This window comes from Variovorax sp. OV329, assembly GCF_900114785.1.
Lineage (GTDB): Bacteria > Pseudomonadota > Gammaproteobacteria > Burkholderiales > Burkholderiaceae_C > Variovorax.
Genome location: NZ_FOUG01000015.1, coordinates 60992 through 73201 on the forward strand (window position 1 = coordinate 60992; position 12210 = coordinate 73201).

General features: G+C 66.7%; 11 protein-coding genes. 5 read left to right on the forward strand and 6 right to left on the reverse strand.

Annotated elements, in window-relative coordinates; genetic code table 11:
* Positions 1–4: 4 nt before the first annotated feature.
* The 6 genes from BM345_RS21925 to BM345_RS21950 form a co-directional block, all read right to left on the reverse strand.
* Positions 5–772: an ABC transporter ATP-binding protein gene (locus tag BM345_RS21925; protein ID WP_093383633.1), complete on the reverse strand. Its 768-nt coding sequence runs from the start codon at positions 770–772 to the stop codon at positions 5–7.
* A 22-nt stretch (positions 773–794) separates the two neighbouring features.
* Complete coding sequence (locus tag BM345_RS21930; RefSeq protein WP_093383636.1) at positions 795–2114, reverse strand: branched-chain amino acid ABC transporter permease; 1320 nt, start codon at positions 2112–2114, stop codon at positions 795–797.
* Between the two features lie 4 nt (positions 2115–2118).
* Positions 2119–3066, reverse strand: a complete 948-nt coding sequence (locus BM345_RS21935) for a branched-chain amino acid ABC transporter permease (RefSeq protein WP_093383639.1) — start codon at positions 3064–3066, stop codon at positions 2119–2121.
* Between the two features lie 96 nt (positions 3067–3162).
* Entirely contained in the window at positions 3163–4404 is a 1242-nt protein-coding gene (locus BM345_RS21940) for a branched-chain amino acid ABC transporter substrate-binding protein (protein ID WP_093383641.1), read from the reverse strand.
* A gap of 166 nt (positions 4405–4570) precedes the next feature.
* Positions 4571–6199 (reverse strand): 3-(methylthio)propionyl-CoA ligase, encoded by a 1629-nt coding sequence (locus BM345_RS21945; RefSeq protein ID WP_093383644.1) that lies wholly within the window; start codon positions 6197–6199, stop codon positions 4571–4573.
* Between the two features lie 142 nt (positions 6200–6341).
* Positions 6342–8075, reverse strand: a complete 1734-nt coding sequence (locus BM345_RS21950) for a carboxylesterase/lipase family protein (RefSeq protein WP_093383646.1) — start codon at positions 8073–8075, stop codon at positions 6342–6344.
* 137 nt (positions 8076–8212) lie between these two features.
* On the opposite strand from BM345_RS21950, the gene BM345_RS21955 reads away from it, so the two are divergent.
* The 5 genes from BM345_RS21955 (at position 8213) to BM345_RS21975 (ending at position 12180) form a co-directional block, all read left to right on the forward strand.
* The gene (locus BM345_RS21955) at positions 8213–9331 is read left to right on the forward strand and encodes an AraC family transcriptional regulator (RefSeq protein WP_254789892.1); all 1119 of its coding nucleotides are present in this window, start codon (positions 8213–8215) and stop codon (positions 9329–9331) included.
* A gap of 78 nt (positions 9332–9409) precedes the next feature.
* The gene (locus BM345_RS21960; protein ID WP_093383651.1) at positions 9410–10924 is read left to right on the forward strand and encodes a protein adenylyltransferase SelO; all 1515 of its coding nucleotides are present in this window, start codon (positions 9410–9412) and stop codon (positions 10922–10924) included.
* Positions 10921–11334, forward strand: coding sequence for a peptide-methionine (R)-S-oxide reductase MsrB (gene msrB / locus BM345_RS21965; protein ID WP_093383654.1), 414 nt, complete (start codon positions 10921–10923; stop codon positions 11332–11334). The genes BM345_RS21960 and msrB overlap by 4 nt, the downstream gene beginning before the upstream one ends.
* 34 nt (positions 11335–11368) lie before the next feature.
* On the forward strand, positions 11369–11908 hold the full coding sequence (locus BM345_RS21970) for a septation protein A (RefSeq protein ID WP_093383657.1): 540 nt from the start codon (positions 11369–11371) through the stop codon (positions 11906–11908).
* The gene (locus BM345_RS21975) at positions 11905–12180 is read left to right on the forward strand and encodes a BolA family protein (RefSeq protein ID WP_093383659.1); all 276 of its coding nucleotides are present in this window, start codon (positions 11905–11907) and stop codon (positions 12178–12180) included. Before BM345_RS21970 ends, BM345_RS21975 begins: the two co-directional genes overlap by 4 nt.
* Positions 12181–12210 lie beyond the last annotated feature (30 nt).

The following is a 12210-nucleotide window of genomic DNA, read 5'->3' on the forward strand; positions in this document are numbered from 1 at the left end:
GGCATCAGTGTCCTCCCTGGGCATGGGCCACGGGCGAGCCCAGGTAGGCCTCCTGCACCTTCGCATTGGCGCGCACCTTGTCCGGCGTGTCGAAGGCGATCACCTCGCCATAGACCACCACCGCGATCTTGTCGGCCAGGCCGAAGACCACGCCCATGTCGTGCTCCACCGTGAGCAGCGTGCGGCCCACCGTCACCTGGCGGATCAGCGCGATGAAGTGCGCGGTCTCGGTCTTGCTCATGCCGGCCGTGGGTTCGTCCAGCAGGATCACCTCGGCGCCGCCGGCGATGGTCACGCCGATTTCCAGCGCGCGCTGTTCGGCATAGGTGAGGTTCACCGCCAGGACGTCGCGCTTGCGGGCCAGGCCCACCTGCACCAGCAGCTCCTCGGCACGCATGTTGGCGTCGTCCAGGTTCTTCAGGAAGCGCAGGAAGGTGTACTTGTAGCCCAGGCTCCACAGCACCCCGCAGCGCAGGTTCTCGAAAACGCTGAGCTTGGGGAAGATGTTGGTGATCTGGAAGCTGCGCGAGAGCCCCAGCCGGTTCACCTCGAAGGGCTTGAGCCCGTCGATGCGCTGGCCCTTGAGGTGCACCTCGCCGCTGCTGGGCGCCATGCGCCCGCTGATCAGGTTGAAGAGGGTGGACTTGCCGGCGCCGTTGGGGCCGATGATGGCCACCCGCTCGCCCGCATTCACCGCCAGGTCGACGCCGCGGATGATCTCGGTCTTGCCGAAGCTCTTGCGCAGGTCTTTCAGTTCGAGTGCGTAGATCATGTGCTTCTTGTTCTCCCGGGTCTCAGAGCGAGTCGCGGCGCTTGATCTCCGCCTCGATCTCTTCCTGCGCATGGCCCCAGACGACGACGAACTTGCGCCGCATCACCTCGAACAAGCCCAGGCCGACCGCCAGCAGCGCCGCCGCAGTGATCCACGAAGTGGACCTGGAGGTGTCCAGCTCGGTGCCGAACAGCGGCACCTTCGGGCCCAGCGCCGCATTGAGCTGCATGTGGTAGGTCATCTCGATCAGCATTGCCGCGCCCACCACCATGATGGCCGAGGCCACGATCAGGCCCAGGTAGGGCTTGACCAGCCGCCTGAACTTGCCGAAGGCCGCCACGCGGATGTTCATCATGATCAGGCTGGCCACGCCACCGGGCGCGAACATCACCATCAGCAGGAAGGCCAGGCCCAGGTACAGCAGCCAGGCCTTGGACAGCTCCGACAGCAGGATGGAGGCGAACACCAGCAGCACCGCGCCGATGATCGGCCCGAAGAAGAAGGTGGCGCCGCCCAGGAAGGTGAACAGCAGGTAGCCGCCCGAGCGCAGCGCGTTCAGGCTGTCGGCCGCGTTCACGATCTCGAAGTTGATGGCCGCCAGCCCGCCGCCGATGCCGCCGAAGAAGCCGGCGATGATGAAGGCGATGTAGCGCACCCGCTGGGTGTTGTAGCCGATGAACTCCACGCGCTCCGGGTTGTCGCGCACCGCGTTGAGCATGCGGCCCAGCGGCGTGCCGGTGAAGGCGAACATCAGCGCGGTGCAGATGAAGCAGTACACGGCAATCAGGTAGTAAACCTGGATCTGCGGGCCGAAGGTGATGCCCAGGAAGCCCTTGCCGTACACGCGGTCGGTGGTGATGCCGCCCTCGCCGCCGAAGAAGCCGGGGAACATCAGCGCCATGGCCGCCACCAGCTCGCCGATGCCCAGCGTGATCATGGCGAAGGTGGTGCCCGACTTCTTGGTGGTCACGTAGCCGAAGAGCACCGCGAAGAAGGCGCCGCCCAGGCCACCCACGATCGGGATGAGCACCAGCGGCACCGGGATCGAGCCCTTGGAAGCCAGGTTCATCGCGTGGACGGCGATGAAGGAGCCCAGGCCCACGTAGACGGCATGGCCGAAGCTGAGCATGCCGCCCTGCCCCAGCAGCATGTTGTAGCTCAGGCAGATGATGATCAGGTAGCCGATCTGCGAGAGCATGGTCAGCGCCAGGCTGCTCTTGAAGAACAGCGGCGCCACGATCAAGGCGATGGCGAACAGCGACCAGATCAGGATCCGGCCGACGTTCAACGGCTTGAAGCGGTAGTAGGAAGGGGTGGCGGTCGAGGACATGGCGGTGCTCATGGCGTCAGTCCTCACGGGTGCCCAGCAGGCCCTTGGGCCTGAAGATCAGGATCAGCACGAGGAAGAGGTAGGGAAGGATGGGCGCCACCTGCGAGATGGTGAGCGACAGCAGCGGATAGCCGAAGGATTCGCGGGTGATGTTCATGCCCAGCGCCTGCAGGGCCGTGGCACCGGAATAGTCGAGCGCCACCGCGAAGGTCTGCACGATGCCGATGAGCAGCGAGGCCAGGAAGGCACCGGCCAGCGAACCCATGCCGCCCACCACCACCACCACGAAGATGATCGAGCCCACCGAGGCGGCCATGGCCGGCTCGGTGACGTAGGTGTTGCCGCCGATCACGCCGGCCAGCCCTGCCAGCGCGGCGCCGCCGCCGAACACCAGCATGAAGACGCGCGGCACGTTGTGGCCCAGCGCCTCGACCATCTCGGGGTGCTTCAGGGCCGCCTGGATCACCAGGCCGATGCGGGTGCGGGTGAGCAGCAGCCACACCGAGAACAGCATGAGCAGGGCCACCAGCATGATGAAGGAGCGCGACTTCGGGAACTGCGTGCCGAAGATCGTGAAGAGCGGGCCCTGCAGCTGCGTCGGCAGGCCGTAGGGCACGGTGGAGCGCCCCCACACCAGCTGCACGATCTCCAGGATCAGGTAGGACAGGCCGAAGGTCACCAGCAACTCGGGCACGTGGCCGAACTTGTGGACCCGGCGCAGGCTGTAGCGCTCGAACAGCGCGCCCAGGCCACCCACCAGCAGCGGCGCGATGAACAGCGCCGGCCAGAAGCCCACCACGCCCGACAGCGTGTAGGCGATGTAGGCACCCAGCATGTAGAAGCTGGTGTGCGCGAAATTGAGCACGCCCATCATGCTGAAGATGAGCGTCAGGCCCGAGCTCAGCATGAACAGCAGCAACCCGTAGCTGACTCCGTTCAGCAACGAGATGACGAAGAATTCCATTTGGAAATCACTCCCTAGGCAGGACAAAAAGAAAGGGCCCGAAGCTGCTCGGGCCCTTCTCGATGGAGCCGCGTCCGTGCGGCCCCGCAGGCCGCGTCAGCCGTTCTGGCCGGGGCGCTTCATCTGGCAGGTGGTCGGGGTGCTGGCCACGTACGCGTCGTAGAACTTCACGGGCGCCAGGGTGTAGCCGGTGTTCTCCGGGCTGTAGGGGTACTTGGCGCTGGCCTTCTCCCAGCGGGTGATGTACAGGCCCTGCTGCATCTGGTGGTCCGCCTTGCGCAGCTCGACGTCGCCGTTGTAGCTGGTGAAGCGCATGCCCTCCAGCGTGGAAGCGACCTTGAGCACGTCGGTGGTCTTGGCCTTGGCCATGGCTTCGGACAGCGACAGCAGCACCGTGTAGAGCGAGGTGGTGTACATGTCGTCGTTGAAACGCTTCTTGTACTCGTCGGCCCACTTCTGCATCTGGCCGCCCATGTTGTAGTGGGCGTAGCCGACCTGGTAGACCTTGCCGTCGGAGGCCGCGCCCATGGCGGTGGGCGTGCCGGTGGTCACGGCGTAGTAGGTGTAGAACTTGACGTTCAGGCCGGCGTCGTTCGAGGCCTTGATGAGCAGCGCCAGGTCCGAGCCCCAGTTGCCGGTGATGACCGTATCTGCACCCGACTGCTTGATCTTGGCGATGTAGGGCGCGAAGTCGCGCACCTGGGCCAGCGGGTGCAGGTCGTCGCCGACGATCTCGACGTCGGGGCGCTTGGCCTTGAGGTTTTCCTTGGCGTACTTGGAAACCTGCTGGCCGTGCGAGTAGTTCTGGTTGATCAGGTAGACCTTCTTGATGTCCGGCTGATCCTTCATGTAGGTGGTCAGCGCCTCCATCTTCATGGAGGTGTCCGCGTCATAGCGGAACTGCCAGTAGCTGCACTTGCTGTTCGTCAGGTCCGGGTCCACGGCGGCGTAGTTGAAGTACAGGACTTCCTTGCCGGGGTTGCGGGCGTTGTTCTTTTCCAGCGCGTCGATGATCGCCAGGGCCGGGCCGGAGCCGTTGCCCTGCAGCACGTAGCGCGCACCCTGGTCCATGGCCGAGCGCAGCGCGGCGGTAGTTTCCTGCGGGCTGAGCTTGTTGTCGATCGGGATGATCTCGAACTTCACGCCGGCAGCGTTCTTCTCGTTGAACTTCTCGGCGAAGAACTGCAGGGTCTTCAGCTGGTTCGTGCCCACGGCCGCCATGAGGCCCGACAGCGGGTCGAGCCAGGCAACCTTCACCGTCTCGCCCTTCTGGGCGAAAGCGCCGGTCGCGGTCGCCGCGATGATGCTGGCGGTGACAAACTTCAATGCGAACTTCATACGTGTCTCCAAGTTACTGTCAGTCATCAAAAGCCATTAGCCGACGGGATTACAAGCGCTTTCGTGAGGAGCATCTCACAGGGATAGTCCCTAAGAGAACCTCATCCCTATCACACAGGTGACAGGGTGACGCCGCGATGCTACCCGCCGGTAGAAATTCCCGGAATCAAAGCCCGGGCAACTTGTAGTCCTTGAGGGTTTCGCGCAGCTTCGTCTTCAGGATCTTTCCGGTCGCGCCCAAGGGAATCGCGTCGGCGAAGACGATGTCGTCGGGAATCTGCCACTTGGCTGTCTTGCCCTCGTAGAACTTCAGCAGTTCCTCGCGCGTCACCTCGGCGCCGGGCCGCTTGACCGCCACCAGAATCGGCCGCTCGTCCCACTTGGGGTGGTGCACGCCGATGCACGCCGCCATGGCGATGCCCGGGTGCGCCACCGCGATGTTCTCGATGTCGATGGAGCTGATCCATTCGCCGCCCGACTTGATCACGTCCTTGCTGCGGTCGGTGATCTGCAGGAAGCCATCAGCGTCGATGGTGGCCACGTCGCCGGTGGGGAACCAGCCGTTGACCAGCGGATCGCCGCCCTCCCCCTTGAAGTACTCGCGCACCACCCAGGGGCCCTTGACGTGCAGGTCGCCGTAGGCCTTGCCGTCCCACGGCAGTTCCTGGCCGTCGCCGTCGACGATCTTCATGTCCACGCCGAAGATGGCGCGGCCCTGCTTGAGGCGGATGGCCAGGCGGTCTTCCGGGCTCATCTCCATGTGCTTGTTCTTGAGCGTGCACAGGGTGCCCAGCGGTGACATCTCGGTCATGCCCCAGGCATGCAGCACCTCGACGCCGTAGTCGTCCTGGAAGGCGCGGATCATCGCCGGCGGGCAGGCCGAGCCGCCGATCACAGTGCGCTTGAGCGTGGAGAAGCGCAGGCCGCCCGGCTTCATGTGGCCCAGCATCATCTGCCACACGGTGGGCACGCCGGCAGCGAAACTGACCTTCTCGCTTTCGATCAGTTCGTACACCGACTTGCCGTCCAGCGCCGGGCCGGGGAACACCAGCTTGCAGCCCACCATGGCCGCCGAGTAGGGAATGCCCCAGGCGTTGACGTGGAACATGGGCACCACCGGCAGCACCGAGTCGCGGGCCGACAGGCACATCACGTCCGGCAGCGCCGCCGCGTACGCATGCAGCACCGAGGACCGGTGGCTGTAGAGCGCGGCCTTGGGGTTGCCCGTGGTGCCGCTCGTGTAGCACATGCTCGAGGCCGAGTTCTCGTCGAAGGTGGGCCAGGTGTAGTCGGTGGACTGCTGGCCCATCCAGGCCTCGTAGCTCACCAGGTTGGGCACGCCCGAGTCCTGGGGCAGCTTGTCGGCGTCGCACAGCGCGATCCACTTGCGCACATTGGGGCAGCGCGCATGAACGGCCTGCACCAGCGGCAGGAAGCTTAGGTCGAAGGCCAGCATGCTGTCTTCGGCATGGTTGGCGATCCAGGCGATCTGGTCGGGATGCAGGCGCGGGTTGATGGTGTGCAGCACGCGGCCAGAACCGCTCACGCCGTAGTACATCTCGAGGTGGCGGTAGCCGTTCCAGGCCAGGGTGGCGATGCGGTCGGAAAAGGCTGCCCCGTCGGCGTCCAGCGCATTGGCCACCTGCCGGGCGCGGCGGGCCACGTCGGCCCAGGTGTAGCGGTGGATATCGCCCTCGACCCGCCGCGACACGATCTGGCCGTCGCCGTGGTGGTGCTCGGCGAATTCGAGCAGTGACGAGATCAACAGCGGGTGGTCTTGCATCAAACCCAACATCTGACTGGCTCCTTCTTTTTGCATACAGCGATATCAATGACAACGGCGATTCACGCAATCTTTGTGCGTTCGCACAATGTCAGAAACCCGCAGTATCCGGGCGCCGGGCTGTCGTTTCGAAGACACCCGGCGCCCAGGCCACTCAGGGCGCGCTGTTCTGCACCTGCGTCAGGCTGGCGTCGAACACGACCTGGCGCGGCCAGTTGGGCCAGCTCACGCCAAGGCCGGCATGGTTCGGGTCGCCGGTCCTGGCGAAGGCGGCCAGGCTGCCGACCATCGCGTCCGACAACGCCTCGCGCCCCTGCTTGTTCGCCGCGCCGTAGGCAAAGGAAAACACGTTGGTGCCGAAGTTGTGGAAGAAGAAGACCGTGTCCATCCCGTGGGTGGCGCCGTAGACGGTGTTGAAGGGCGCCGGCTCCTTGTTCCAGTCGAAGCGGTAGTACCAGGTCTTGGTGGGCAGTTGGGCAGCGATCGAGTCGATCTGCGCCGACAAGCCGGCGCCGGTCGTGAAGATGCCACTCGTCACCAGGTCCGACATCGCCTTCCACCCGGTCACCGGCGTGTTCACCGGCAGGTAGGCGGCGTTGATCAGGTCGCCCTCCGCCAGCGCGCCGGGCGCATCGGGGTTGAAGTTGAACTGCAGGCCGAAGCGGTCGTAGTCGTTCAGCTTGAAGCCGGAAATGCCCGTGCCGTTGTAGAGGCCGAACAGGCCGGCGAAGAGCGTGCCCTCGTCCTTGGTGTTGCCGATGATCATCGGCACCTTGTTGAAGTTGCCTGCGGCCACGGCGGCCTTCGAGTTCACCGGCAGGATGTTGCCGTCCTCGATGGGCGCCGGCGCATTGCCCAGCTGCGGGTTGGCCAGCATGGTGGCCACCAGCTTGTTCGCCGGCAGGGCGCGCAGCCAGGCCGCCACCTGTGCGTTGGTCTGCGTCGCCAGCCAGGCGGTCGCCGACGCGGCGTCGGTCGCCTTGCCGTCGGCGATCGCGATGGCGTTGACCAGCCCCTTCGAATAGTTCTGCGCGTTGGTGCGCGAGGCGAAGGCGATGCCGCCGCTCATGGCCACCGCCTTGTGCAGCAGGCCGGACGAGGCCGGCGAGGTGACCAGGGCCCAGGTGTTGACCGCACCCGCCGACTGGCCCATGACCGTGACGCTGCCCGCGTCGCCGCCGAAGTTGCCGATGTTGCCCTGGATGAACTTCAGCGCCTGCATCTGGTCGAGCAGCGCGAAGTTGCCCGAATCGTTCTTGGGATCGCCGGTCTTGAGCGCCGGCAGGTCGAGCCAGCCCAGGAAGCCCAGCCGGTAGTTGACGGTGACGACCACCGCATTGGCCCGCTTGGCCAACTGGGCGCCGTCGTAGCTGGGGTCGGCGGTGTAGCCGGAGATGTTGCTGCCGCCGTAGATGAACACGATCACCGGGAGCTTCTCGTCCTTGGTCGCCGGGCGCCAGATGTTGAGCGTCAGGCAGTCCTCATCGCCCACGGGCTTGCCGAAGCCTTCGCGCACGGCCAGGCCGAAAGGCGCGTCGTTGGGCGCGGGGCTGAAGTAGCGGCCGCCCTGCGCGCAGCCGTGGCCGAAAGCGCTGGTGGCGCGCACGCCGTCCCAGGCGACCGGGTCGGCCGGCGGCGCCCAGCGCAGGTTGCCCACCGGCGGCTGCGCGAAGGGCACGCCCTTCCAGGCGTAGGTGCCGGTGCCTGCGCTGTCGTCGACGCCCTCGATCTTGCCGGCCGTGGTCTTGCGCACCATCGGGCCGTCCTGCGCCACCGGGGGCGGGTTCTGAGTCGCTGGCGGTGGGCTGCTGGATCCACCGCCACAGGCGGCGAGCGCGGCGCAGGCCGCGGTGGCGGCGAGCACCCGGGTGAGGGTCATGGTCTGCATCTGCCTTGTCTCCATTTGGGGGTTTTTGGGAATTCCTGCATCCACGCCTCGGGCCATACTGGCGGCCACGTTCGGCGTCCCTGGAAAATTCTGGCGGCGCCTGCCGTTTCCACCGCTATCGCAAGCGAGCCAATTCAATGACTTTTGGAACCCTGAACACCCACCGACCGCGTCACCGCCCGGGCTGCATGCCGCAGCCCGAACTGCGCACCAGCTCGGCGGCCTGGCTCGAAGGGGTGCTCTCGGTGTTCGAGGACGAAGGGCTTGACGTGGCCTCGCTGCTGGGCGACGCCGGCTTCGATCCGGAATCGCTGCACCGGCAGAACGCGCGCATCCCGGTCGACGAGATCACGCTGCTGTGGCAGCTGGCGGTGGCCCAGGCCGGCCGGCCGACGCTGGGCCTGTGCCGCGAGCTCGCGGCCAGCCACAGCAAGCTCGGCACGGTGGGCCATGCGATGGCCTGCTGCGCCGACCTGTCCATGGCCTACGGGCTGGTGACGCGCTACATGCCGGTGATCTCCGACGCCACCGTCTTCACGGTGCAGGGCGATCCGCGCGGGGCCTGGGTGGCCATCGAGCATGTGGGCGGCCGGCTGCCCATTCCGCGCCAGCGTGTGGAATACGCGCTGCTCACGATCCTGATGCAGAGCAGCTGGCTGACCCGCCGCGAGCTGCAGCCGCTGGCCGTGGAATTCGCCTACCCCGCGCCCGCAGACGACCGCCTGCACCGCGAGGCCTTCGGCTGCGCCGTGCGCTTCGATGCGCCCGCCAACCGCATGCTGATGGCCAGCGCCGACCTGGCGCTGACCTTGCCCACCCACCATCCGGCCCTTGCGCAGATCCAGGCGCAACTGCTGGAAGACCAGCTCGACCAGCTCGGCCAGACCACCACCAGCACGCTGGTGTGCGCGGAGATCGCGCGCCGCCTGCCACAGGGCGAGCCGCGCCGGCAGGACGTGGCCTCGGGTCTGGGGCTGGCCGAGCGCACGCTCCAGCGGCGGCTGCAGGAGGAGTCGGTGTCCTTCCAGGCGCTGCTCGACCGCACGCGGCGCGAGCTGGCGCAGCGCTACCTCGCGCAGGAGCGCCACACGCTGACCGACGTGGCCGAACTGCTCGGCTTCGTGGACAGCAGCAACTTCTTCCGTGCCTGCAAGCGCTGGTTCGGCCTGCCGCCGGCCCAGTACCGCTCGCAGCTGTGGCGCGAAGGCGACGCCGCCAATGCTCCGGCGCTACGCCCGGCGTTCGCCGCGGGCTGAGGCGTCGACAAGCGCATCTCTTGCAGGGGCGATGCCCCCTGCGGCCAGGGGTCTAGGCGTCTGCCCGACAATCGACCCATGACCCCAACGAGCCTGCTTGCTGCCCCACTAGAAGACACGGACACGGAAGGCACGGTCGACCTGGGCCTGCGCTGGACTCCTGGCTTCTCTGCACTGGGGCCGGGCTTCTACACCCGGCTTCGCCCCACCCCGCTGGGCGCGCCGCCCTACTGGGTCGGCAGCAGCGAGCCGGCCGCGCGCCTGCTGGGACTGCCCGCCGACTGGCGCAGCGAGGACGCCCTGCAGGCCTTCACCGGCAATGTGCTGCCGAGCGGAAGCCAGCCCTATGCCACCGTCTACAGCGGCCACCAGTTCGGCGTGTGGGCCGGCCAGCTGGGCGACGGCCGCGCGATCATGCTGGGCGAGACCGACACCGGCTGGGAAGTGCAGCTCAAGGGCAGCGGCCCGACGCCCTACTCGCGCATGGGCGACGGCCGCGCAGTGCTGCGCTCCAGCATCCGCGAGTTCCTGTGCAGCGAGGCGATGCACGCCCTGGGCATTCCCACCACGCGGGCGCTGTGCGTCACCGGCTCGGATTCCCCCGTGCGGCGCGAGGAGATCGAGACGGCGGCCGTCGTCGCGCGCCTGGCGCCCAGCTTCATCCGCTTCGGCCACTTCGAGCACTTCGCGGCCAACGAGCGCATCGACGAACTGCGCCAGCTGGCCGACTACGTCATCGACCGCTACTACCCGGACTGCCGCGAGACTTCGCTGTTCGGAGGCAATGCCTACGCCGCCTTCCTGCAGTCGGTGAGCGAGCGCACCGCGGCGCTGATGGCGCAGTGGCAGGCGGTGGGCTTCTGCCACGGCGTGATGAACACCGACAACATGAGCATCCTGGGGCTCACCATCGACTACGGCCCCTTCCAGTTTTTGGACGGCTTCGATCCGCGCCACATCTGCAACCACAGCGACAGCGCGGGCCGCTATGCCTACAACCAGCAGCCCAACGTCGCCTACTGGAACCTGTTCTGCCTGGCTCAGGCCCTGCTGCCGCTGATCGGCGACCAGCAGGTGGCCGTAGCCGCGCTGGAGTCGTACAAGACGGTGTTCCCCAGCGAGTTCGAATCGCGGATGCGCGCCAAGCTGGGGCTGCAACAGCCCGCCGAGGGCGACCGTGAATTCGTCAACGACCTGCTGCGCGCCCTGGCCACCGAGAAGGTGGACTGGACCATCTTCTGGCGCCGCCTGTCGCACCACGTGGGCGGCGAAGCCGAATCGACGGTGCGCGACCTGTTCATCGACCCCGCGCCCATCGAGGCCTGGCTGGCCGCCTATGCGGCCCGCCGCGCCGGACAATCCGCCAGCGCGCAGGAAGCGGCCGCCGGCATGCTGCGCGCCAACCCCAAGTTCGTGCTGCGGAACCACCTGGGCCAAATGGCGATCGACCAGGCCCGCCAGAAGGACTTCTCGGGCGTGGCCCGCTTGCAGGCGGTGCTCGAATCCCCATTTGAAGAGCATCCCGGCCATGAAGACCTGGCCGGCTTTCCGCCCGACTGGGCTTCCTCCATCGAAATCAGCTGCTCGTCATGACCTACCCTGTTCAAAAGACCGACGCCGAATGGAAGGCGCTGCTGGCCGAGAAAGGCGCCGAGCGCCCGGCCTTCGAAGTCACCCGCCACGCCGCCACCGAGCGCCCCTTCACCGGCAAGTACGAAACCCATTGGGAGGACGGCAGTTACCATTGCATGTGCTGCGGCGCCAAGCTCTTCGACTCCGGCACCAAGTTCGACGCCGGCTGCGGCTGGCCCAGCTTCTCGCAGGAAGCCGTGCCGGGTGCCATCAAGAACGTGGTGGACCGCACCCACGGCATGGTCCGCACCGAGAACCTGTGCGCCAATTGCGGTGCCCACCTGGGCCACGTCTTCCCGGACGGCCCGACCGAAACCGGACTGCGCTACTGCATGAACTCGGCATCCCTGGACTTCCAGCCCAAGGATTGACTCCGCACCGCCGCCCTCGCCTTCCGCCCCTCACATGAAACTGCTGCTCGACTTCCTGCCCATCCTGCTGTTCTTCGGCGCCTTCAAGCTCTACGGCATCTACGTGGCCACCGGCGTGCTGATGGCGGCCACCACCGTGCAGATGGCCTGGGTGTACTTCACCGAAGGCAAGCTGCAGCCCATGCAGAAGGCGACGCTGGCGCTAATCCTGGTCTTCGGCACGCTCACGCTGGTGCTGCACGACGACCGCTTCATCAAGTGGAAGCCCACGGTGCTCTACGCCGCCATGGGCATCGCGCTGGCGGTGGCCTACTGGGGCGTGAAGAAGAACTTCCTGAAGATGCTGCTGGGCGGCCAGCTGGCCCTGCCCGAGCGCATCTGGTCGCACCTGAACATCGCCTGGATCACCTACTGCCTGTTCATGTCGGCCATCAACGGCTGGGTGGCGGCCTACTACAGCACCGACGCCTGGGTGAACTTCAAGCTGTGGGGCTATGCCTTCCCCATCGCCTTCCTGGTGGCGCAGGGCCTGTACATCGCGCCGCACCTCAAGTCCGACGAGCCCAGCGCATGACCACCGTCCACCCCTTGCCGACCGCCGCCGCCCTGCAGGCCCGCCTGGTCGAGGTGCTGCAGCCGACGCAGCTCGAGGTCATCGACGAAAGCGCCGCCCACGCGGGCCACGCCGGCGCCAATGCCCAGGGCTACGGCACCCATTTCCGGGTGCGCATCGCCAGCCCGCTCTTCGAGGGCAAGGGCCGGGTTGCGAGACACCGGCTTGTGTATGATGCGCTGGACGATTTCGTCGCCCAGGGCCTTCATGCGCTCGCCATCGAAGTGCTCTGAGAACCACGCCGGATCGCGAACCTGCGCCCT